The organism is Streptomyces sp. NPDC006458 (assembly GCF_040612135.1).
Taxonomy (GTDB): Bacteria; Actinomycetota; Actinomycetes; order Streptomycetales; family Streptomycetaceae; genus Streptomyces.
Genome location: NZ_JBEXPR010000010.1, coordinates 168,239 through 190,855, shown reverse-complemented (window position 1 = coordinate 190,855; position 22,617 = coordinate 168,239). Strand labels below are relative to the sequence as shown.

Genomic DNA, 22,617 nt, shown 5'->3' with positions numbered 1-22,617 from the left:
GGAGTTTTCCACAGGGCTGCCGGTGCGCCCCGGTCATGGGGAATCCTGTGAGCATGTCCCGCGATCACGTGCAGTCCGCCGAACCGACCGCCGCCGAGCCCCTCGGCGCGGCCGGCCCGCCCGGCGCGGCCGCAGCCCTCGGCGGCGATGCCCTGCCTGCGCCCGCCGAACCCACCGCCGGCACCGAGGCGCCCTACCTGGAGCTGCTCGCCCGAGGCGCCTCCGCCGACGCCTACGAGCAGCCGGTGCTGGCCGCCCGCGCGCAGGGCCGGTCCGCCGCCCGGATCGCGGAGCTCGACCGTGCCAAGCTGCTCGCCCTGCGCGTCCGCTCCGAGCTGGAGGGGCGCCGCCGCCGTGAGGCCGAGCTGTCGGCCCTGTTCGAGACCGCCCACGACCTGGCGGGCCTCAGAGACCTCGACGCCGTCCTCCAGGCGATCGTCCAGCGCGCCCGCTCGCTGCTCGGCACCGACGTGGCCTACCTCAGCCTGAACGACCCGGTGCGCGGCGACACCTATATGCGCGTCACCGAGGGCTCGGTCGCCGCCCGCTTCCAGCAACTGCGCCTCGGCATGGGCGAGGGCCTCGGCGGACTGGTCGCCCAGACCGCCCGCCCGTACGTCACCGACGACTACTTCAAGGACGCGCGCTTCCAGCACACCACCACCATCGACACGGGCGTCCACGACGAGGGCCTGGTGGCCATCCTCGGCGTACCGCTGATGCTCGGGCACACCGTGATCGGCGTGCTCTACGCGGCCGACCGCCGGGCCAGGGTCTTCGAGCGCGAGCAGATAGCGCTGCTCGGCTCCTTCGCCGCCCTCGCCGCGGCGGCCATCGACACCGCCAACCTCCTCACCGAGACCCGCTCCGCACTAGCCGGACTGGAGCGCGCCAACGAGATCATCCGGGACCGCAGCGGCGTCATCGAACGCGCCTCCGACGTCCACGACCGCCTCGCCGAACTGGTGCTGCGCGGCGGCGGGGTGCACGACGTGGCCGCCGCCGTATCCGAGGTACTGGAGGGCACCGTCGAGTTCACCGAGGCCGGCGCCGCACCCGCGCGTGCCCTGGAGGCCTCCCGCGCCGAGGGCCACGCCGTCCCGCACGACGACGACTGGATCGCCGCGGTCTCCGCGGGCGGCGAACTGCTGGGCGCGCTCGTCCTGCGCGGGCACCCCGGCCTCGACCCCGTCGACCAGCGCACCCTGGAGCGCGCCGCCATGGTCACCTCCCTGCTGCTGCTCGCCCGCCGCTCCGCCGCCGAGGCCGAGCACCGGGTGCGCGGCGAGCTGCTCGACGACCTCCTCGACGCCCGCGACCGCGACCCCCGTCTGCTGCGCGAACGCGCCTCCCGGCTGCACGCGGACCTGGACGCCACCCATGTGGTGCTGGCCGCTCGCCTCGACGGACCCGCGGCCGACGCCGAGCACGAGGCCGCCGCCCGCAGACGCCTGTGGTCGGCCGCCTCCCACCTCGCCGCCACCCGCCAGGGCCTGGCCGCCGCCCGCGACGGCGGCACCGTCCTGCTGCTGCCGCTCACCCGCGACGACACCGCCACCGACCTCGCCCGCCGCACCGCACGCCAGCTCGGCACCGCGGTCCACGAGGCCGTCACCGTCGGCGCCTCCGCGCCGGTCGAGCGACTCACCGCCCACCCCGACGCCGTCGCCGCGGCCTACAGCGAGGGCCGCCGCTGCCTCGACGCGCTGCGCCTGCTCGGCCGTACCGGCGACGGGGCCGCCGCCGAGGACTTCGGCTTCCTCGGACTGCTGCTCGCCGGGGACCGGGACATCGCCGGCTTCGTCGACCGCACGATCGGCCAGGTCCTCACCTACGACGAACGCCGTGGCACGGACCTGGTGCGCACACTCGACGCCTACTTCGCCTGCGGGATGAGCCCCGCGCGCACCAAGGACGACCTGCACGTCCACGTCAACACCGTCGCCCAGCGGCTGGACCGCGTCGGCAGACTCCTCGGCGGCGACTGGCAGAGCCCGGCCCGCTCCCTGGAGATCCAGCTCGCCCTGCGCCTGCACCGGCTGGCGTCGCGCGCACAGCACTGACCCCCGTACGCCTGGGGCTTACGGGGGCCGGTGGGGGAGGGGGAGGTCAGACGGTGTGCGCGTCGGCCGGGCGGGTCACCGCCGCGTCCTCGGCGTCGGCGGGGGAGTCGACCTCGGCCAGGTCGCGGTGGCGGGTCTCCTTGGCCAGGCCGACCGCGATGAGCGTCAGTACGGCGGCGGCGATGACGTACAGCGCGATCGGCGTCGAGCTGTCGTAGTCGGCGAGCAGCGCGGTGGCGATCAGCGGGGCGGGGGCGCCGGCCGCGACCGAGGCGAACTGGGCGCCGATCGACGCGCCCGAGTAGCGCATCCGGGTCGCGAACATCTCCGAGAAGAACGCGGCCTGCGGGGCGTACATCGCGCCGTGCAGGACCAGTCCCACGGTGACGGCGAGGACCAGGCTGCCGAAGGAGGCACGGTCGACGAGCGCGAAGAAGGGGAACATCCACAGGCCCACACCGGCCGCGCCCAGCAGATAGACGGGACGCCGGCCGATCCGGTCCGACAGCGCGCCCCACAGCGGGATCACCGCGAAGTGGACGGCGGAAGCGATGAGTACCGCGTTCAGGGCGGTCTGCTTGGACACACCTGCCGAGGTGGTGGCGTAGACGAGGATGAACGCCGTGATCACGTAGTAGCTGATGTTCTCCGCCATGCGGGCGCCCATCGCGACCAGCACGTCACGCCAGTGGTGGCGCAGCACGGAGACCAGCGGCAGCTTCTCGGCGACGGCCCCGGCCTCGGCCTTGCGGGCCTCGGCCCGCGCCAGCGCCTGCCGGAAGACGGGCGATTCGTCGACGGACAGACGGATCCACAGACCGACGATCACCAGGACACCGGAGAGCAGGAACGGTATCCGCCAGCCCCAGGAGGTGAACGCGTCGTCGGACAGGACGGCGGTCAGCAGTGACAGCACACCGGTCGCGAGCAACTGGCCCGCGGGCGCCCCGGTCTGCGGCCACGAGGCCCAGAACCCGCGCCGCTCGGCGTCCCCGTGCTCGGACACGAGCAGCACCGCGCCGCCCCACTCGCCGCCCAGCGCGAAGCCCTGGACCAGCCGGAGCAGGGTCAGCAGCACGGGCGCGGCCGTCCCGACCGTCGCGTGGGTCGGCAGCAGACCGATCGCGAAGGTCGCCCCGCCCATCAGCAGCAGACTGAGCACCAGCAGCTTCTTGCGGCCGAGGCGGTCACCGTAGTGCCCGAACACCAGCGCGCCCAGCGGTCGCGCCGCGAAGCCGACGGCGTACGTCAGAAAGGACAGCAGCGTGCCGACGACGGGGTCGGAGTCCGGGAAGAACAGCTTGTTGAAGACGAGCGCGGCGGCGGAGCCGTAGAGGAAGAAGTCGTACCACTCGATGGTGGTGCCGATCAGGCTGGCGGCGACGATGCGCTTGAGCGATCCGGGTGGCGTCGGGGAGGTTGTTGCGGCGGCCATGTGCACCACTTCCAGGCGGGTACGGGGACGTTTCGGTGTCGCCATACCGTAGGAAGGCGCAGGTCAGGGGTGTATGTGGTGGGACACCATAGTTAGGGCGGGCCATGTGCGCCTGGCCTCCATGACCGCCATCGTGGCGCTGCAGTTCCTGGAGGGCCGGAGCCTAGGGGACCGCGTCGTGCGGGGGTGTCGGAGCCTTGGATCCGAGCGTCTCCCGGAGCCACTCCTCGACGCCGGAGATGTGCACGGTGGCCCACGCCTGGGCCACCTCCGGCCGACGCGCCGCGATGGCGTCGCAGATCGCGCGGTGCTGTTCGCGGGTACGCACCACAGCGTCCTTCTCGGTCAGTCCGCGCCATACCCTGGCGCGGGCCGTGGGGCCGGAGATGCCGTCCAGCAGCGAGCAGAGCACCGTGTTGCCGGAACCGGCCGCGATCTTGCGATGGAACTCCAGGTCGTTCTCGATGAGCTCGTCCAGACTCGGGTCCTCGCCGAGAGCGTCGAGGAGCTCGCGCAACTCCGCGATGTCGGCGTCCGGCATCTGCCGGGCCGCCATGGCCGTGGCGGTGGGTTCGAGGATGCGTCGTACCGCCAGGAACTCCAGCACGGTGTCGTCCTGGTGAAAGTCGATGACGAAGCCCAGCGCGTCGAGCAGCAGGCGGGGTTCAAGGCTGGTGACGTAGGTTCCGTCGCCCTGGCGGACGTCGAGAACACGGATGAGCGAGAGGGCCTTGACGGCCTCGCGCAGGGAGCTGCGGGAGAGTCCGAGACGCTCGGCGAGGTCGGGTTCCTTGGGAAGCCGCATGCCGGGGCGCAGCTCTCCGCTGACGATCATCGCCTTGATCTTCTCGATCGCCGCGTCGGTGACCTGCACTTCGCCTCCTTCGTAGACCTCTGATGAATCCAGCATATCCATGCGGGCGGGAAGCCCAAGAGGGCAGACCAGCAGGGAGAACGCGTTCCAGGCGAGCGCTCGCCGCTTCGCGTGGGGCGTGAAACATCCGAACACCATGGACATGACCGAGCTTCACACCCTGCGGGCCATCGTCACCGGCGGGGGTTCCGGGATCGGACCGGCGGCCGCCCGGAGTCTCACCGCACGCGGAGCCAGCGTCGCGATCCTCGACAGCGGCCACATCCCGAACCGCTACCGGGCCGACGCCGGGGACCACACCTCGGTCCGTACGGCGGTGGCCGCGGCCGTCGAGGAGCTCGGCGGTCTCGACGTTCTCGTCGACAACGCCGGCGTCGGCGCCGTGGCAGGCCCCGCGGCCGGGTCGATCACCGGCACCGCGCTCGCCGTCGACGGGCGCGTGGCGGGCCTGCGTCTTCGACTGGAGCCGCAGCCGCAGCCGCAGCCGCAGCCGCAACCGTAGCCGTGACCGCGAGCTGCCGACGCCCGCTGGGACGTGGCGCCGTTGAAGTCAGCGCTCTCTCCCTCGGCGCCGCCGCCCCCTCGGCGACTACGGCGGCTCCCGCAGACTCGCTCGGCTCTCCCCGGCCACGCCCTTGTCCAGCACCTGCGGTGCGTCGACGTGCGTCAAGCGGACTGTCGGTGCCACATCACTCAGACGGAGCGCCCGCCGTCCGCTTGCATGGCGCTCGGCATACGTCCCCTCGGTCCACTTCGCGCGGGGACGCCCCGCCCGCGATGCCTTCCGGCGACCAAGTACCGCTTCCCTCGCTCTCGCCGGCGCAGGATTCATCGGATGTCCTCTCTCTGCCTGGAGTGCGAGATCCGCGAATCGGGAGAAGTCCCCGGCCGTTGATTTGCTCGCGGGAAGCCACCGGTTTTGACCGGATCGTATATGGATGGCCTTGTCAGCGGAAGGGGTAGCGCGCTGTGCCTGGCCCCTGGGGTGGCGCGTCGCCGTTGCTCCGCGCACCTGGGTAGCAGCTGAGATCGTTCGTGGAGGTCTCTGCGCGCTTATTGACATCCGACCTTTCGTGGCGTTGTCATGAGGGCACCCCGCGAGTGTTTGAAAACTTGCTGTTTCGTTTGGGTTTGGTCGACACTCTCGCTTCCCCCGCAGGAGCCCCCATGCAGTCCCTCCGCTTTCCTTGGCGTCGAACCACCTTGGGCATGTTGGCTGTTGCCCTCGCCGCGGCCCTGTCCGGGCCTTCGCCCGCGGTCGCCGCCCGGGCCGCCCGGACCGCCGAGACGGTTGTCGACGTGACGGCGTTCGGTGCCGATCCGACCGGCAGCCGTGACAGCGCCGCCGCCGTCGCCAAGGCCGTACGGCATGCCAAGACGGTCGCCGGTCCGGTGCGGATCTTCTTCCCGCGCGGCACGTACCAGATCTATCCCGAGCAGGCCGAGGTCCGCGAGCTCTACGTCTCCAACACCGTCGGGGCCGACCAGACCTACCGGGACAAGCGGATCGGCATCCTGCTCGAGGACATGCGCGACGTCACGGTCGACGGGGGCGGCTCCCATCTGCAGTTCCACGGTCTGATGACCACGTTCGCGGCGATCCGTTCCGACAACGTCTCCGTGAAGAACTTCAGCTTCGACTACACCGCCCCCAAGGTCGTCGACGCCACTGTCAGCGAGTCCGGGGTGGCCGACGGCCGCGCCTACCGGGTTCTGACGCTGCCTGCGGGCAGCGGCTTCTCGGTGGGGGACCGGCAGGTGACGTGGCTGGGCGAGACGAGTCCGGCCACCGGACAGCCGTACTGGTCCGGCGTGAACGGCATGCAGTACACGCAGATCCACGACCCGGCCGCGCAGCGCACCTGGCGCGGCGCCAATCCGCTCTTCGACGACGTGGCCGCCATGACGGACCTGGGTGACCGGAAGCTGCGCGTCGACTACACCACGGGAACCGCCCCCGGCGACCGCGGGCTGGTCTACCAGATGCGGCAGACCACCCGCGACACCCCCTCCGCTCTGTTCTGGGAATCACGGAACGTCACCGTCCAGGGGCTGAAGGCGCGTTACCTGCACGGCTTCGGCTTCGTGGGCCAGCTCAGCGAGAACATCACCATCACCGGTAACGAGTTCCGTACGGATCCCGCGTCCGGCCGTACCACCGCCGGGTTCGCGGACTTCGTCCAGATGTCCGGCGTCAAGGGCCGTGTGCTGATCACCGGCAACGTCTTCGACGGCGCCCACGACGACGCGATCAACATCCACGGCACCTACATGGAGGTCACCGGACGCCCCGCGCCGAACGTCCTCAACCTGGAGTACCGGCACAACGAGTCCGCCGGCTTCCCCCAGTTCTACCCGGGCGACGCGGTGGAGATCGTGGACAAGCGCACCATGGCGGCGGTGCCCGGCATCACCGCCAAGGTCGTCGCGGTCGACGGTCCTTCGGGCCGGGACCACGCCAAGTCGCTGACGAGCATGACGGTCACCTTCGACCAGCCGCTCCCCGACTCGGTCAGGCCCTGGGACTTCGTGGTGGAGAACACCACCTACACGCCGACCGTCCAGATCAGCGGGAACACCTTCCGCGACATCCCCACCCGCGGCCTGCTGGTGACCACGCGCAAGCCCGTGGTCGTCGAGAACAACGTCTTCGACGGCATGTCGATGGCCAGTATCTTCATCTCCTCCGACGCCTACCAGTGGTACGAGTCCGGGCCCGTCACCGACGTCCTGATCCGCCGCAACACCTTCAAGCGGCCCGCCAGTCCGGTGATCTTCGTCGAGCCCACCAACCAGGACGTCGATCCGTCCCGCCCCGTCCACCGGAACATCCGGGTCGACAGCAACACCTTCGAGACCGGCGACGTACGGCTGCTCGACGCCAAGAGCGTCGGAGGCATCACCTTCACGACCAACACGGTCGCGCGTCTCGACCGAAAGACCGCGTTCGCCGCGCAGGCGCAGAACCTCTGCCCGGCCCCCGGCGCCACCACCGAAGTGCGCGCCGTCGCCACCGCGTCGCCCTACTCCACCTCGCTGTTCGCCTACCGCGGCTCGTCCGGGGCCGTGATCAAGGGAAACAACCTCGACAACGGACTGAACCTGCGCGCGGATCTGCAGGCGACCGACCCGGCGCAGGTCACGAGCGACGAGGTGGCCGAGAACGCCGACAAGGTGCTGCCGCTGCTGCCGTCGACCACCTACACCAGCAGCAACACGACGGTGGCCGTGGTCGACGCGAACGGGAAGGTCACGGCCAAGGCCCCGGGCAAGGCCGTCATCACCCCCACCACCCCCAGCCAGTTGGGGAACATCGCGGGTGTCCCCGTCGAGCTGAACGTCGGCGCGGACCCGTCGTCGCCCGTCTGCGCCAAGCCTCTCCGGCTGGACACCGACAAGTGGTCCGTCGTACGAGACGTGCCGGACCACCGTGCCGTCCTGCCGGGCGACACCCTCGAACTCACCCCCACCGGCCGTGGCTTCCTGTGGGCGGGCGCCAACAGCGCCCACAACCTCGTCCTCACCGGCACCGGTGACGGAACCGGCACCGCCACGGTCAAGATGACCGGCCGCACCCAGCGCGGCTACATGGAAGCCGGTCTCGTGCTCTACAGCGGCGACGACGACTACCTCGCCATTCAGCGCAAGCACAACAACGGCAGCCCCACCATCACCCTCTCCTCGGAGCGCGGCGGCTGGGCCGAGGAGCCGCGCCGCATCCCCGACCCCGTCGAGCAGGACGTGTGGCTGCGCCTCCAGCGCGCCGGTGGCACCGTCACCGCGTCGTACTCCCTCGACGGCACCACCTTCACCCCCCTCGGCGACCCGGTCGACGCCTCCTGGCTCGGCAGCGCCCGCTTCGGGGTGCTGGCCGAGGTGGAGAGCGTCTCCGACACCGACACCCCCTTCCGCTTCAACGGCTTCACGGTCGACGCAACCCAGGTCCCCTTCACCTCACCTTGGTGACCCGAGCCCGAGCACACAGGGGTACGGCTCCCCGCCGGAGCCGTACCCCTTCCTCCCCACCCCACCCGCAGGATGAGACATGAACCGACAACGCGTCCCCTGGAGGGCGGCGCCGGCCGCCCTCGGCATCGTGATGCTGCTGCTGGGCACGGCGTCCGTGACCGCTCCGGCCGTCACCGCACAGCCGAAGCCGGTAGCGGCCACGGCACCCGACCCCCACACCCTCTGGTACGACCGGCCCGCCTCGGACTGGGAGTCGGAGGCCCTGCCGATCGGTAACGGCGCCATGGGCGCCATGGTCTTCGGCGGCGTGCAGTCGGAGCAACTCCAGTTCAACGAGAAGACGTTGTGGACCGGTGGGCCGGGATCCGCAGGCCACAACTTCGGCAACTGGACCACTCCGCGCCCGACCGCCATCCAGGAAGTGGTCGACGCGATCGACTCCGGCGGCAAGGCCGACCCGTCCTGGGTCGCGAGCAAGCTGGGCCAGCAGCGCGCCGGCTTCGGAGCCCACCAGACGTTCGGCGACCTGCGCCTGGACATGACGGGGCAGCAGTCCGAATACTCCGGCTACCGCCGCTCGCTGAGCGTGCGTGACGCCACGGCGAAGGTGAACTACACCAGCGGCGGCACCGTCTTCTCTCGCGAGTACTTCGCCAGCTACCCGGACAAGGCGGTCGTGGGCCGGCTGTCGGCCGACCGGCCCGGCAAGGTCTCCTTCACCCTGCGCTACGCCTCGCCGCGCGCCGACTTCACGGCGACGGCGGCCAAGGGCCGCCTCACGATCCGCGGCGCACTCGCCGACAACGGCCTGATCTTCGAGTCGCAGATTCAGGTCAAAGCCGTGGGAGGCACCGTCACCAACAGCGGCGGGCAGGTCAAGGTCACCGGCGCAGACAGCGCCACCCTGGTCATGAACGCCGGCACCAACTACGCCCAGTCCTACCCGGCCTACCGCGGCGTGGACCCGCGCACGGCGGTGCGGGCCGCGGTGGACAAGGCCTCGGCCAAGTCCTACGACACGCTCCGGGCCGCCCATGTGGCGGACAACCGCGCCCTGTTCGACCGGGTGACGCTCGACCTGGGGCAGGTCATGCCGGACAGGCCGACGAACCAGCTGCGTGACGCCTACACCGGCGGGAACTCCCCGGACGACCGGGCGTTGGAGGCACTGTTCTACCAGTACGGGCGCTACCTGCTGATCGCCTCCTCCCGCCCCGGGTCGCTGCCTGCCAACCTCCAGGGGGTGTGGAACAACTCGACCTCTCCGCCGTGGAGCGCCGATTACCACACCAACATCAACCTGCAGATGAACTACTGGCCCGCGGCCCAGGCCAACCTGGCCGAGACAGCCGCCCCGTTCACCGCGTTCGTCGAGAACCTGAAGCAGGCCGGTGCCACCACCGCCACCGAGATGTTCGGATCACCGGGCTGGGTGGTCCACAACGAGACCAACCCCTTCGGCTACACCGGAGTGCACGACTGGCCCACCGCGTTCTGGTTCCCCGAGGCCAACGGCTGGCTGGCGTCCCAGGTCTACGACCTGTACCGCTTCAACCAGGACCCCGCCTTCCTGCGGGACCGGGCCTACCCGGTGCTCAAGGGCGCGGCCGAGTTCTGGCTCGACAACCTGCGCACCGACCCGCGGGACGGCAAGCTCGTCGTCACCCCCAGCTTCTCCCCCGAGCACGGCGAGTTCACCTCCGGCGCCGCGATGGCCCAGCAGATCGTCCACGGCCTGCTCACGGACACCCTCGCGGCCGCCCGGAAACTGGGCACCGACACCGCCTTCCAGGACCGCCTGCGCACCACGCTCGACCGGCTCGACCCGGGCCTGCGCGTGGGTTCCTGGGGACAGCTGCAGGAGTGGAAGGACGACATCGACGACAGGGGCGACACCCACAGGCACGTCTCACACCTGTACGCGCTGCACCCCGGGAACCAGATCTCGCCCGCGAAGGACCCCGCTCTGACCGAGGCCGCCAAGGTCTCCCTCCGCGCACGGGGCGACGGCGGCACCGGCTGGAGCAAGGCGTGGAAGATCAACTTCTGGGCCCGGGCGCTCGACGGCAACCACGCGCACAAGATGCTCGCCGAACAGCTCACCTCAAGCACCCTCCCCAACCTGTTCGACACGCACCCTCCCTTCCAGATCGACGGCAACTTCGGCGCCACCGCAGGCATGACGGAGATGCTGCTGCAGAGCCAGAACGACGACATCGAGCTCCTGCCCGCCCTGCCCTGGACCTGGCGTACGGGATCGTTCACTGGGCTCAAGGCGCGCGGCGACGTCACGGTCGGCGCGACCTGGGCCGCCACGGGCGACGCCACCTTCACCCTCAAGCCCGCGAACGCCGGCGAACTCGCCGTGCGCAGCCCCATGTTCACCGGCGCCCACACGCTGACCGACACCACCACGGGTGAGACCGTGACGCCCGCCCGGAACGGCGACCGCATCACCTTCACCGCGACGGCCGGGCACGTGTACAAGGCCACAGGCCACGTCCCCGCGCCGGCTCCGGTGGGCAACCAGAGCGCCAACCCGCTGCACCACCCGGCTTCCGGCAGGTGCGCCGACCTGACCGACGGCTCCACGTCGCCGGGTACGCAGGTGCAGCTGTGGGACTGCAACGCGAGCGAGGGCCAGGACTGGGCGTACAACCCGGTGAACGGCAGCCTCGCAGGCAAGGGCGGCCTGTGCCTGGACGCCGAGGGCGGCAGCTCCGCCGACGGCACCCCCATCGTCGGCTGGCCGTGCAGCGGAAGCGCCAACCAGCGGTGGACCCTCACCCCTGACGGCACCATCACCGGCACCGGTGGCAAGTGCGTCACCGCGGCCGACGGCGGCACCGCGAACGGCACCCGGCTCCGACTCGGCACCTGTCAGGCGGACTCGGCGGCGCAGACCTGGGCGGTCGCCCTGGTGAACCCGGCCACGGGCCGCTGCCTCACCGGACCCGCGACGAACGGCGACCCCGTGACATCGCAGGAGTGCGCCCGCGGTACCGGACAGCGGTGGACACTGGGCGGCGCCTCCGGGCCCGTCAAGACCGGAACCGGCGCGTGCCTCGACGTGTCGGGCGGCGGCTCCGCCGACGGTGCCGCGATCGTGGTCGCCCCGTGCGACGGCGGCGACACCCAGAAATGGACGCTGAGCGCTGCCGGCGTCCTCACCGGAGCCGGTGGCAAGTGCCTGGACGCAGGAAGCGGCACCACGTCGGCCGGGAGCCCGCTGCGGCTGTGGCCGTGCCACGGCGGCACAACCCAGCAATGGGTCCTGTGACCCGCTGAAGAATCCGCCCCGGCCGAGCCGTCCGGGGCACGGACAGGGGCACGGCGCACGGGCGCCGTGCCCCGCGAGAGCACACACAGCACTGAGGAGCCGACATGAACAGCAGAACGATCGACGCCCACCAGGGACCGGGCCGCCGCAGCGTCCTACGGCTGCTCGGCGCCACCGCGGTGGTGCTCGCCGCGGGCCCCGCCATCAGCTTGATCCCGCCTCACCGGGCGTACGCCGCGACGGGCGAGGCGACAGCACCCGTCACCCTGACGAACTCCCACAGCGGGTTCCTGCTCGACGTCTACGGGGGCCAGGACGGCGACGGAGGCGAGATCATCCAGTGGACGGCCACCGGCGCCGCCAACCAGCACTGGAGCCTCGTCGACCAGGCCGACGGCTGGGTGACGATCATGTGCATGAAGTCGGGCAAGGTTCTCGACGTGTACGGCGGGCAGACCTCCGACGGCGCCCGCGTGATCCAGTGGTCCGCCAACGGCGGCAGCAACCAGCACTGGCGCGTGGACGACGCGGGCAGCGGCAAGGTGAAGATCGTCAGCCGGGCCAGCGGGAAGCTGCTCTCCGTCGTGGGGGCCTCCACCGACGCCGGCGCCGCGGTCGAGATCCGCGGTGACACGGGCGACGCGAGCCAACTGTGGACCATCGCGGTGACGCCGTACCGGCTGGACGCCACCGCACTGGAGGCCCGCCCCGACACGCCCCTCGTCAACGCGGGCGGTGTCGCGGGAGGGATCACCTACGGCGTCACCCGCAACGGGTGGTACCGCAACGGCGCCGCCTGGTATCCGGTGAGCGGAGAGTTCCACTACGTCCGCCAGCCGGCCCACCGCTGGGAGCGCGAGCTGGGCAAGATGCGCGCCGCGGGCGTGGACATCGTGGCCACCTATGTGTTCTGGAACCACCACGAACAGCCCGAGGGCACCTGGGACTGGACCGGCCGCAAGGATCTGCGCGCCTTCGTGGCCGCGGCCCAGCGCCAGGGCCTGCAGGTCTGGCTGCGTGTCGGCCCGTACATCAACGCCGAGACGAACAACGGCGGCATTCCGGACTTCGCGCTGTCCGGGGCGCGCTCCAACGACGCCGGCTACCTCGCCAAGGTCAACACCTACTTCGCCGCGATCGCCGCTCAGCTGTCAGGAATGTTCGTCAAGGACGGCGGGCCGATCGTCGGTATCCAGCTGGAAAACGAGTTCCACGCCGGCGACCCGGCGCACATCACCACACTTCGGCAGATGTGCGCCGACCACGGGATGGTGGTTCCCTACTACTCGGTGACGGCCAACTCCCAATTCGAGAAGGACAGCGCGTTCCCCCTCCAGGGCGCCTACACCTACCGCGGATGGGTACGCGGCGGGGACACCCAGCCGGGGTCCGGATTCATCTACGGCACCGACGAGTGGACCGCGAACACCGACATCGGCGGTGCCCTCTACGACACCCTCGACTACCCGCGCGGCTTCTGCGAGCTGGGCACCGGCAGCCCGATGCGGGGGACCGACCGCTTCCTCGTCGAGAGCCGGCACGTCGTGGCGCACGCCTACGACAGCGTCGGGCGCGGCGCCAACTACCTGGGCTACTACATGTTCCACGGCGGCACGCAGACCCAGGGTCTCTCCGGGGACTGGCCGCTCACCTACGACTTCCAGGCGCCACTCGGCGAGTTCGGGCAGACCAGGGACTCCTACCAGCGCTACCGGCGCCTGCACACCTTCGTCACCACGTGCGCCGAGGAACTGGTCAGGACGCGGATCACCCGTGACCCCGGCCAGCTCCTCGACCCGACGCAGACCCGCCGGCTGCGCTACATCGGCCGGTTCGACACCGCCGGACGCGGTTTCGTGTTCGTCAACAACACCCAGCACCACCTCGCCCTGCCGACCCGGACCGACGTGCAGCTCCGGATCGAGCGCGCCGGCGGCACCCTCACCGTGCCGGACAAGCCGCTGACCATGCCGGCCGACCGTTCCGCCGTGTTCCCGGTCATGACCGACCTGAACGGGGTCGATCTGCGCTGGGCCACCGTCGAGCCGATGGCGAAGCTCACCGACCAGGACGTTCCGACATGGGTCTACTGGGCGCCGGAGTGGACGGACCGCGCACTCGCCTTCGGCAAGGACGTCTCGATCACCAGCGAACTGGGCACCGTCTCGCGGACCACGACCGGTGACGAACTCGTCGTGAGGGTGCCGGCCGGGCAGCGCACCTCGCTGCTCGTACGCAAGCCCGGAACCAGCACGGTGTGCGCCCGGATCATCATCCTCGGCGAGGCCGAGTCCCTGGGCGCCGTCGTCGCCCCGCTCGACGGACGCAACCGTCTGATCATCACCGGCAGCGCCGACATGACCGGCGTGCGGCCGAACGTACGCTTCGCCGCCCCGGCCGGAACCAAGATCACCGCCGACGTCTTCCCCACCACCGGACTGGCGCCGGCGACGGGGTGGCGCTCCAGCCGGGTGCCCGCGCCGTTCGCCCGGTACACCTACTCCCTCTCCGCGGCGCCGGCGGCCCCGCAGATCACGGCCGACGGGCCCGGCCGGTGGCGCGTCACCAGCGATCCCGCCGTCGTGGCGAGCCTGGCCGAGGCCCGGCTCGTGCTCGACTACCGGGGAGGCGAGGCCACACTGACCGGCGCGGGGAAGCCGATCACGAACGACCTCTACCACGGCGAGCGGTGGACCATCGACCTCAAGCACCTCGACGCCGCCGCCCGCGCCGACCTCAAACTTGAGGTCTCCGCATGGGACAACGGCATCAACGGCGTCACACCGCCGGCCGGCCCCACTCCAAGCCTGGCCGACTGGCAGTGGGTCCCGATGCGAGAGGCGGCCTGGAGCGGGACGACGTCCGCCCGCTGACCGCCCCTCACCCTGCCGCGCCCTGAACTAACGGGAGACAGCCGGGACCTGTCCGCCACTGACGGGTCACCGCCCGCTGGGCGGCTCCCGGGCGCGTTGGGGGGCAGGCCCCGCTCCGTCCGGGGCGGGGCCTGCCCGTCCCGGACGAGTCCCGCCCGGTGCGGGCCGTCGGCCCATGACGGCGGATGGGTGACGAACAGCTTGCCCTGCAGGGCAAGCTGTTCGCGTCTCTTGTCGTACCACTCGGTGGTCGTGCCGATGAGGCCTGGCGGCGACGATGCGCCTCAGGTTGCCGGGCGTTGGGGGAGCGGTTGCCGCGGAGGCCACGCGCGCCATTGCCTCGTGTGCGGTGGGCACGGGTACGTGCTGGCACACCGTAGAGGCACGCGGGTCACCGTCGTATGCGGTGGGGCGCCGTGGTTCGAGGCGAAGGTGTGCGCCCGGCCCCATGCCGTCCCGGCGCGGGCCCGGTAGGGGGCTGAACAGGAAGCCTGGCGGTCGCGTGGGCCGCTGGGCGGGCGTTCCCGCTCGGTTCTCCCCGGTGGCGCCCGTGGCCGCCTCGTCGACGGGCTTCAGTTGCAGCGCGTTCTCCCAGATCCGCCGTAAGCGGCTTGGCGCGCCCCGAGGACACGGTGATGGTGGACGACCTGGAGCAGAACATCGCCGCGGCCGAGCGTGCCGGACTCGCCGGGGTCCTGCCCACATCCGCGGCCGCGACCGAGAAGGCGCTGAAGGCCGTACTCGGACCGCGGCCGTCGCGGAAGGCCGAGCGCGCCCCGGGGTCGTAGTCGAACGCCGGAACGCGCCTCGGGTCGTAGTCGAACGCCCAACGCGCAACGCCGAACGCCGACGCCCAACGCCGAACGCCGAAACGCGACCCAGCGCCGTCCCTGAACGGCGTACCCGGACCGCGGTCGTCGCTGACATCTGTATCCGGACCGCGGTCGTCCCTGAACGGCGTACCCGGACCGCGTCCGTCCCCGATCGCTGTACCCGGACCGCGGTCGTCGTGGTCAGCCGCAGGCATAGGGAAAGTCGTAGATTTTCCCTGTGAGCGATAGCAATTCCCATGGCGGAACCCCGGCCCCGCAACCGGCCGCCGGTACCGCCCCGCACCCCCTCGACCTGAACGTGCTGCGCACCTTCCTGGCCGTGTACCGGTCCGGTTCGTTCACCGGTGCCGCCCAGTTGCTGGGGCTCTCGCAGCCCACCGTGACCACCCAGATGCGCGCGCTGGAGCGGCAGACCGGGCGGGAGCTGTTCGAACGGCTGCCGCGCGGGGTCGCCCCGACGGCCGTGGCCGACGAACTCGCGGCGCGCGTGGCGCCGGGGCTCGACCTGCTCGCGGCGGCGGCCGGTCCGGATCCGTCGGCGGAGGGGGTGGTCGAACCCGTGCATCTCGCCGGTCCCGCCGAGTTCCTGAGCACCTGGGTGCTGCCGACGCTGGCCCCGCTCGTCGCCGACGGCGTGCGGCTGCGCGTGGCGACGGGGCTGACCGACCCGCTGCTCGACGAACTGCGGGCCGGACGCCATGATCTGGTGATCTCCACGATGCGTCCCCGGGGCCGGACCCTGTCCGCGGTTCCACTGCTGGACGAGGAGTTCGTCCTGGTCGCGGCGCCCTCCTGGGCCGACCGGCTGAAGGAACCCCTCGCTGTCGAGGGACCTTCGGTGCTGCATCCTGTCCCGCTGGTGACCTACGCCGAGGACCTGCCCATCGCCCGCCGCTACTGGCGGCACGTCTTCGGGCGCAGGCTCTCCTGTGCCGCCGCCCTCACGGTGCCCGACCTGCGCGGGGTGAAGGCCGCGGTCGTGGCGGGAGCGGGCTTCACCGTGCTGCCCGCCTATCTGTGCGCCGACGAACTGTCCTCCGGCGCCCTCGTCCTCCTGCACGAGCCCGAGGACCCGCCGATCAACACCGCCTTTCTGGTGCAGCGGCCGGGCGTCCCCGACAACCCGGCGGTGATCCGCGTCCGCGACCACCTGCTGCGCGCCGCCCGCAGCTAGGGCGCCCGGCCGCCGGCTCCGGCCGGGCGCTGGGCACCTTCAGGCCGTACCGGCGCCCCCGGCCGTACCGCATTACTCCATTCGGGGCATCACCGCGCCTTCTGCGCGAAGCGCCCCATAAGGTGTCGTGGGGCTCGATCCCGCGGTGTCCGGAAGCCGGGCTCCGGGAGACGGAGGAGACACCATGACCCAGAACGCCCAAGTCCTCGTGATCGGCGGCGGATACGCCGGTGTGATGGCGGCCAACCGCCTGACACAGCGCGACGACCTGCGTGTGACGCTGATCAACCCGCGTCCGAACTTCGTCCACCGCATCCGCCTGCACCAGGTGGCGACCGGGAAACCCGAGGCGGTCGTCGACTACGCGCAGGTCCTGTCCGACCGTGTCCACCGGGTGGTCGACACGGTGACGCGGATCGACGCCGCAGGGCGCAAGGTGACCCTGGCGGAGGGCGGCTCCGCCGACTACGACTACCTCATCTACGCGGTGGGCAGCAGCAGTGGCGACCCGGAGGTGCCCGGCGCGGCCGAGTTCGCCCATCCGGCCGCCACCCTCGAAGAGGCGCAACGGCTGTGCTCGGTCCTCGACTCCACGTCCGCGACCGCCGCGGTGACCGTGGTCGGAGCGGGCCCGTTCGGCATCGAGTTCGCGGGCGAGCTGGCGGAGGCGGGCCGCAGGGTGACCCTGGTGTGCGGTGGGGTTCTCGGCCCGTATCTGCATCCGCGGGTCCGGCGTACGTTCGCCAAGCGGCTGGCCCGGCTCGGTGTGCGGGTCCTGGAAGGTCCCGAGACCAGGGTGACGTCGGTGTCACGCGACGCCGTGCGGCTCGCCGACGGCCGTGAGCTGGCGAGCGACGTGACCGTATGGGCCGCCGGGTTCGGTGTGCCGGACCTCGCCACGCGCAGCGGGCTGAGCACCGACACGCACGGCCGTCTGCTCACGGACGAGACGCTGACCAGCATGGACGACTCGCGGATCATCGCCGCCGGGGACGCGGTGGCCCCCTCCGACCTGCCGCTGCGGATGAGCTGCCAGGCCGCGAACCCGCTGGGCGCGCATGCCGCCGACACGGTGCTCAGCCGGCTGGACGGGAAGCAGCCCGCCCTCATCGACGTGGGGTTCTTCGGCATGTGCATCAGCGTGGGGCAGGCCGCCACCGTGCAGCTCGCCTCCAAGGACGACAGGGCGAACGGCTTCTCCATCGGCGGATTCCTCGGCTGGAAGGTCAAGCGGACCAGCTTCCCCATCCTGCTCCGCCACCTGGCCCACGAGGCGCGCAAGCCGGGCTCGTACAGCTGGAAGTTCAAGGACGCCACGCGCCGCGAGCGCGTGCGGGCCAAGCATGACGCGACCGTCGCGGGGCGGGTGGGCCAGCGCGGCGATCGGGGCGCGGGCGCCGGTCCGGGGCTCCTCGGGTGAGGGAATAGACGCGTGAAGGTGCGCGTTGGCGCGGCTGTGGTTGATGCGTCAACCACACGGGCGAGGCGGCGCGGCCGGGATCGGCGCCGACCGCCCGCCGACAGCCCCGAGAACCCGAACGGAGGACACATGACCGCCGCTTTCAACGGCTACGCCCCGAACGACGGCGTCGCGCCGGACCGTTGGGCCAGCGCCCTGCATCTGTTCGACAACGGCGCCGGCGTCCCCCGCGAGGAGACCACCGTCGAGCGGTGGGAGCGGGCTCGGCTGCTGTTCGAGGCCAAGGACTACGCGGGTGCCGCGCGCCTGCTGGCCACGATCGTGGAGGAGGCCCCGGAGCAGACCGGCCCCCGCCTGCTGCTGGCCCGCGCCTACTACCACTCCGCCCAACTGGGGCGCGCCGAGGAGCAGTTGCGTCTGATCGTCCAGCGCGACCCGGTGGAGCACTACGCCCACCTCATGCTGGGCCGCACCCTGGAACGCCAGGGGCGCAGGCAGGAGGCGGAGCCGTGGCTGCGGATGGCCGCCGCGTTCTCGGGAGAGTTCCCGGACGGCGAGTGACGTTCCGGGAGGGGGGCGACCCCGCCCCCTCCCGGCATGCTCGGGCCAGCGCGCAGGACACTCAGGCGCCGGCCCTCGACCGCACACCTCCCTCACAGCACCCCCTGGCCCCGACCGTGGCGGCGATCGGGGCCCGGAGTCGTGCTGCCGCTCTACGGTCCGAGCGGCTGTCTTCGAGGTCCCGGCCGGGGACGCCCGCTACGAGCTCACCCAGAACCTGATGAAGCTCCCCAGCTCCGACCGGAACTGGCTGCGCTCCTCCGCCGTCACCACCACCTGGAGCTTCCGCTCCCACCTGGAGGAGGACGTCCTCTCCCGCGGGCTGCCCATCCTCTTCCCGTCGTACGACGTCCCCGTCGACGGCCTGAACAGGGTCGCGGCCGACCACGGCGTACGCATCGGCCTCACCGCCGAGGGCCACGCCGGGTACACCCCGGGCACCCTCACGGACGCGTCCCTGTCGTACTCCTACGACGGAGGCACCACCTGGACCGAGGCGGACACCGTCCGTGACGACGGCGCTTGGACGGCCGTGCTCGACCACACGGGCGCCTCCGGCAAGCAGGTCACGCTCAGGACGGTGATCACCGACGACAACGCGGGAACACGGTCACCCAGACGGTGACGCGCGCGTACGACGTGCGCTGACCCCCGCGTCCCGTACCCCGGCGTCCCGTACCCCGGCGCCCGTGGGCCGCTCGCCGAACCGGCGGGTGGCCCACGGGCACGTCAGGGCGGCGCGATCCGGTCGCGCGGCGCCCGGCCGGTCCGGACGGGTGGCATGGTCCCGCGCGCACTGGGTACGCGAGGGACGGTGCGGGGCCGAGCTGCCCCGGGCCGATCCTGACCGTCGCCGCCACTCTCAGGGAACACGCCATGGACACACCGGCCCACCGCAGCAACAGCACCCCGTCCCACCGGAGCAACGACACACCCGCCGGGCGCGCACTCGACGCGCTCGTCGAGAACACCGAGGACACGCTGGCACTGGAGACCCTTGCCGGCAGCGACGTCCTGGTGCCCGTGCCCGACGACGCCACCGAGGCGGAGGCGGGTGACCCCGCGATGGTGACCCTGCCCGTGATCGAGCAGCCCGGCGCCGCGCCCGTGGTGCCCGTGTTCACCTCGGAACCCGAGATGGCCGGCCTGCTGCCGTACGTCTCCCGCTACCGTGTGGTACCGCTCGGCGCCCTCGCCTCGCAGTGGCCCGAGGAGGAGGAGCTGTCGCTGACCATCGACGCGGCCTCCGACCACGGACTGACCCTGACCTCGGAAGGCGTACGCACCCTGCTCGCCCGGCCGCGAGGCTGACAAGATCGGCCGCGGAAATGTCCCCCGGGCGGGGTGACCCGGTGCTCTCGTGCGGGAAGACCTTCACCGAAGCGCTCGCAGTGACCGCACACCGGGGCCCGTCTTGTGTTGATCGCGACCCTGGCTCGCCGACACGAGTGCCCTCCTCGACCCGGCAGCCGGGGCGGCCGGGCCCGAAGTCCTCCCGGACGCAGCGGAGTTCGTGCTCTGAGGCCGGGGCGTCCCGGGGTCCCAGTCCCGGCGTCCCAGTCCCGGGATCCCGGTACGGCGTGGAGCGGATCAGGGCACTGCCGGGGTCGGGCCGGTGCGGGGCCCGGTGACCGGGGCGGTGGAGATACGCGTCGAGGTCGAACTCGGTTGCATGAGGCACGAGTCGCCTGGAAGCACATCGCCACCGCGATGATCAGTCCTGTTCCGTGGGCCCCAACAGGCGTGCCAGGACGGCCCGTTGCAGCGGCAGGACCGCCGCGTGCAGTTCACGGCCCTTGCCGGTGAGCGTCACGTACACACCCCGCCGGTCCTCCGCGCACACCGAGCGCACCACGAGGCCGTCCTTCTCCAGCCGGCCGATCAGCCGGGACAGCGCGCTCTGGCTGAGATGCACACGGCCCGCGAGGTTCTGCACCCGGCACTGGTCGCCCTCCTCACGCGTGCCCGCGGCGAGGAGGTCGAGCACCTCGAAGTCGCTGGCGCCCAGTCCGTGCGGGTGCAGGGCCCGGTCGATCTCGCACATCGTGCGCGCGTGCACCGACAGGATGTCCCGCCATCTCGCTTCCAGCCGGGCATCGGCCGTGTTGACTGCCATACCCGCACGGTAACACCGCTCCGAGCAGTTGTTGAGTGTGCAACTAACTCGGGTTCGTGCGGGAGCCCGGTGAGTGCGGTCCCGCCCCGGTCGGCGGCTGTCAGGCCTCGGGGTCCTGGAGCAGTCCCACGAGGTTTCCGTCCGCGTCCTTCACCGACGCGATCAGCCGGCCGTTGCCGACGTCCCGCACCTCCTGCAGCGTCTCGGCCCCGGCGGCGAGCAGCGCGGCGAGAGTGGCCCGGATGTCGTCCACGTGCCAGTAGGGGACCGGGCCGGTGAGGCCCTGGGCGTGGCCGTTGGGGTCCAGGCCGACGTCCTGGCCCGCGTCCTTGTACCCGACGTAGAACGGCGTGTCCGCGTAGGGCTCCACCCCGAGCAGCGCCCCGAACACCGCCTTGGCCCGCTCCATGTCCTTGACGGGGTAGATGATCGTCTTCACTCCGGCGGTCATGACGTGCTCCTCGCTGATGGTCCGCGTGACCCGGCGCCCGTGTCGCGCCGGTGGTTCCACGCTAGGTCCGGGAGCCCGGCCGCGGCTTCTCCGATCCTGACCGGTTGCTCCCGACGGGTGGGGCCGGGCGGATCGCTCCGCCCGGCCCGCCCGCCGGTCACTCCTGGTGCGGCCGCCCGGTCACGTCGGCCGCGGCCGCCCGGTCACGTCGACTCGCGCTTGACCAGTTCCGTCGGAAGGATCACCGCGGCCGCTTCCTCGCCGCCGATCCGGGCGAGCAGGACGCGGACCATCTCGGCGCTGATGCGGTCCCAGGGCTGGCGTATGGTCGTCAGCTCGGGGCTGGCCGCCACCGCCGCGGGGGAGTCGTCGAAACCGCCGACCGCGATGTCCTCGGGGACGCGGCGCCCGGCCCGGTGCAGGGCGGTGAGGACGCCCTGCGCCATCAGGTCGGAGGCGACGAACACGGCGTCCATGTCCGGGGCCCGGTCCAGGAGCCGCTCGGCGCCCGCCTCGCCGCTGGCCTTGGTGTAGTCCCCGGAGACGATCAGGCGGTCGTCGATCGCGATGCCCGCGCCGGTGAGGACCTCCTTGTACCCGGCGAGCCGATCGACACCGCCCGGGGTGTCCAGCGGGCCGGTGACCACGCCGATCCGCCGCCGGCCGAGGGACAGCAGGTGGCGGACCATGTCGCAAGCGCCGTCGCGGTCGTCGGCGGCGACGTAGCTCACCTTCGAGCCCAGCCCGATCGGCTTGCCGCACGCCACCAGGGGCACCCCGGCCTCGCGCAGTTCCTGGGCGACCGGATCCCCGGAGTGACTGGAGACCAGCAGCACACCGTCGACGTGCCCGGCGGTGATGTACCGGGTGATGCGGCGCCGTTCGTCATCCGTGCCCGCGATCATCAGCAGCAGCGGGATGTCGTGCGCGGCGAGGGCCTGGGTGCAGCCGCGCAGCAGGACGTTGAAGTTGGGGTCCTCGAAGAACCGCTCCTGGGGTTCGGTGAGCAGGAAGCCGACGGAGTCGGAGCGGCCCGTGATCAGGGACCGGGCGTGCCGGTTCACGACGTAACCCGTCTTGCGGATGGCCGCGTTGACGGCGTCCTGCGCGGTGGGGCTGACGTAGTGCCCGCCGTTCAGGACGCGTGAGACGGTGCCGCGCGAGACGCCGGCCTCGCGCGCCACGTCGTGGATCGTCGGCGGTCTGCGCCGGCCCCCCGTGTTGCTCATGGTCATGACTTTACGGCCCCCGGACAGCGGATCCAGGCTCCACAAGCGCCGAATGACCAGGAACAGCGCGACCAGCGGGAGCGCGGCGAGGGCGCCGCCACGACCCGGGGATGGCGTACGGCAGGAAGATCGCGAGCCGGGTGAAGAGGGCGAGCCGGAGCTTCTCGGAGTCGAGCATCAGCGCGAACACCAGGGCGAGGCCCTGCTTCTGTGAGCGATCACAGCAGAGAAACATCCCAGACACTCGTCAATGATTGTTGCTGTGCGGTTATGTTGGCCTCGTGCCGCTGGCGCTGTGTGTGTACGTTCCCAAATGATCGATCAGCCGGGAGACCCTCA

15 protein-coding genes and 3 pseudogenes are annotated in these 22,617 nt (G+C 71.5%); 12 read left to right on the top strand and 6 right to left on the bottom strand.

All coding sequences use genetic code 11. The features are described 5' to 3' along the window. Positions 1 to 53: 53 nt before the first annotated feature. Positions 54 to 2,063 (top strand): GAF domain-containing protein, encoded by a 2,010-nt coding sequence (locus tag ABZZ79_RS16175; protein ID WP_356689556.1) that lies wholly within the window; start codon positions 54 to 56, stop codon positions 2,061 to 2,063. A 46-nt stretch (positions 2,064 to 2,109) separates the two neighbouring features. Here ABZZ79_RS16175 and ABZZ79_RS16170 read toward each other — a convergent pair whose 3' ends face one another. Together ABZZ79_RS16170 and ABZZ79_RS16165 are read right to left on the bottom strand one after the other, a co-directional pair. Then, positions 2,110 to 3,498: an MFS transporter gene (locus ABZZ79_RS16170; protein WP_356689555.1), complete on the bottom strand. Its 1,389-nt coding sequence runs from the start codon at positions 3,496 to 3,498 to the stop codon at positions 2,110 to 2,112. 163 nt (positions 3,499 to 3,661) lie between these two features. Then, entirely contained in the window at positions 3,662 to 4,372 is a 711-nt protein-coding gene (locus ABZZ79_RS16165) for a FadR/GntR family transcriptional regulator (RefSeq protein ID WP_356689554.1), read from the bottom strand. A 142-nt stretch (positions 4,373 to 4,514) separates the two neighbouring features. On the opposite strand from ABZZ79_RS16165, the pseudogene ABZZ79_RS16160 reads away from it, so the two are divergent. From ABZZ79_RS16160 to ABZZ79_RS16110, 11 genes and pseudogenes are all read left to right on the top strand, one after another. Next, positions 4,515 to 4,754: pseudogene (locus ABZZ79_RS16160) on the top strand (SDR family NAD(P)-dependent oxidoreductase); the annotation flags it as partial. An 827-nt stretch (positions 4,755 to 5,581) separates the two neighbouring features. After that, on the top strand, positions 5,582 to 8,338 hold the full coding sequence (locus ABZZ79_RS16155) for a glycosyl hydrolase family 28-related protein (RefSeq protein WP_356689553.1): 2,757 nt from the start codon (positions 5,582 to 5,584) through the stop codon (positions 8,336 to 8,338). A gap of 223 nt (positions 8,339 to 8,561) precedes the next feature. Further along, positions 8,562 to 10,817: pseudogene (locus tag ABZZ79_RS16150) on the top strand (glycoside hydrolase family 95 protein); the annotation flags it as partial. A gap of 3 nt (positions 10,818 to 10,820) precedes the next feature. Continuing rightward, entirely contained in the window at positions 10,821 to 11,621 is an 801-nt protein-coding gene (locus ABZZ79_RS16145; protein ID WP_356689630.1) for a ricin-type beta-trefoil lectin domain protein, read from the top strand. Positions 11,622 to 11,725: 104 nt separating this feature from the next. After that, on the top strand, positions 11,726 to 14,494 hold the full coding sequence (locus ABZZ79_RS16140) for a beta-galactosidase (protein ID WP_356689552.1): 2,769 nt from the start codon (positions 11,726 to 11,728) through the stop codon (positions 14,492 to 14,494). Positions 14,495 to 15,105: 611 nt separating this feature from the next. Beyond that, on the top strand, positions 15,106 to 15,282 hold the full coding sequence (locus tag ABZZ79_RS16135; protein WP_356689551.1) for a hypothetical protein: 177 nt from the start codon (positions 15,106 to 15,108) through the stop codon (positions 15,280 to 15,282). A 337-nt stretch (positions 15,283 to 15,619) separates the two neighbouring features. After that, the gene (locus tag ABZZ79_RS16130; RefSeq protein WP_356689629.1) at positions 15,620 to 16,501 is read left to right on the top strand and encodes a LysR family transcriptional regulator; all 882 of its coding nucleotides are present in this window, start codon (positions 15,620 to 15,622) and stop codon (positions 16,499 to 16,501) included. Positions 16,502 to 16,685: 184 nt separating this feature from the next. Beyond that, entirely contained in the window at positions 16,686 to 17,921 is a 1,236-nt protein-coding gene (locus ABZZ79_RS16125) for an FAD-dependent oxidoreductase (RefSeq protein WP_356689550.1), read from the top strand. Between the two features lie 129 nt (positions 17,922 to 18,050). Further along, positions 18,051 to 18,482 carry a tetratricopeptide repeat protein gene (locus ABZZ79_RS16120; RefSeq protein ID WP_356689549.1) on the top strand — a complete coding sequence of 144 codons (432 nt, stop codon included), beginning with the start codon at positions 18,051 to 18,053 and terminating at the stop codon, positions 18,480 to 18,482. Positions 18,483 to 18,702: 220 nt separating this feature from the next. Next, positions 18,703 to 19,107 (top strand): hypothetical protein, encoded by a 405-nt coding sequence (locus ABZZ79_RS16115; protein ID WP_356689548.1) that lies wholly within the window; start codon positions 18,703 to 18,705, stop codon positions 19,105 to 19,107. Positions 19,108 to 19,358: 251 nt separating this feature from the next. Beyond that, positions 19,359 to 19,793, top strand: a complete 435-nt coding sequence (locus tag ABZZ79_RS16110) for an SseB family protein (RefSeq protein WP_356689547.1) — start codon at positions 19,359 to 19,361, stop codon at positions 19,791 to 19,793. A gap of 403 nt (positions 19,794 to 20,196) precedes the next feature. On the opposite strand, the gene ABZZ79_RS16105 is transcribed toward ABZZ79_RS16110, so the two are convergent. The 4 genes and pseudogenes from ABZZ79_RS16105 to ABZZ79_RS16090 all read right to left on the bottom strand — a co-directional run. Then, the gene (locus tag ABZZ79_RS16105; protein WP_356689546.1) at positions 20,197 to 20,598 is read right to left on the bottom strand and encodes a MarR family transcriptional regulator; all 402 of its coding nucleotides are present in this window, start codon (positions 20,596 to 20,598) and stop codon (positions 20,197 to 20,199) included. Positions 20,599 to 20,698: 100 nt separating this feature from the next. Next, positions 20,699 to 21,049 carry a VOC family protein gene (locus ABZZ79_RS16100; RefSeq protein ID WP_356689545.1) on the bottom strand — a complete coding sequence of 117 codons (351 nt, stop codon included), beginning with the start codon at positions 21,047 to 21,049 and terminating at the stop codon, positions 20,699 to 20,701. 203 nt (positions 21,050 to 21,252) lie between these two features. Beyond that, complete coding sequence (locus ABZZ79_RS16095) at positions 21,253 to 22,284, bottom strand: LacI family DNA-binding transcriptional regulator (protein WP_356689544.1); 1,032 nt, start codon at positions 22,282 to 22,284, stop codon at positions 21,253 to 21,255. Between the two features lie 97 nt (positions 22,285 to 22,381). After that, positions 22,382 to 22,480 (bottom strand): annotated as a pseudogene (locus ABZZ79_RS16090) (sugar ABC transporter permease); the annotation flags it as partial. Positions 22,481 to 22,617 lie beyond the last annotated feature (137 nt).

What these genes read in the sequence shown, in the direction of transcription:
- ABZZ79_RS16175 (WP_356689556.1), top strand. Translation starts at nt 54, where the DNA reads ATGTCCCGCGATCACGTGCAGTCCGCCGAACCGACCGCCGCCGAGCCC.
- ABZZ79_RS16170 (WP_356689555.1), bottom strand. Translation starts at nt 3,498, where the DNA reads ATGGCCGCCGCAACAACCTCCCCGACGCCACCCGGATCGCTCAAGCGC.
- ABZZ79_RS16155 (WP_356689553.1), top strand. Translation starts at nt 5,582, where the DNA reads ATGTTGGCTGTTGCCCTCGCCGCGGCCCTGTCCGGGCCTTCGCCCGCG.
- ABZZ79_RS16140 (WP_356689552.1), top strand. Translation starts at nt 11,726, where the DNA reads ATGAACAGCAGAACGATCGACGCCCACCAGGGACCGGGCCGCCGCAGC.
- ABZZ79_RS16125 (WP_356689550.1), top strand. Translation starts at nt 16,686, where the DNA reads ATGACCCAGAACGCCCAAGTCCTCGTGATCGGCGGCGGATACGCCGGT.
- ABZZ79_RS16120 (WP_356689549.1), top strand. Translation starts at nt 18,051, where the DNA reads ATGACCGCCGCTTTCAACGGCTACGCCCCGAACGACGGCGTCGCGCCG.
- ABZZ79_RS16115 (WP_356689548.1), top strand. Translation starts at nt 18,703, where the DNA reads ATGAAGCTCCCCAGCTCCGACCGGAACTGGCTGCGCTCCTCCGCCGTC.
- ABZZ79_RS16110 (WP_356689547.1), top strand. Translation starts at nt 19,359, where the DNA reads ATGGACACACCGGCCCACCGCAGCAACAGCACCCCGTCCCACCGGAGC.
- ABZZ79_RS16105 (WP_356689546.1), bottom strand. Translation starts at nt 20,598, where the DNA reads ATGGCAGTCAACACGGCCGATGCCCGGCTGGAAGCGAGATGGCGGGAC.
- ABZZ79_RS16100 (WP_356689545.1), bottom strand. Translation starts at nt 21,049, where the DNA reads ATGACCGCCGGAGTGAAGACGATCATCTACCCCGTCAAGGACATGGAG.
- ABZZ79_RS16095 (WP_356689544.1), bottom strand. Translation starts at nt 22,284, where the DNA reads ATGACCATGAGCAACACGGGGGGCCGGCGCAGACCGCCGACGATCCAC.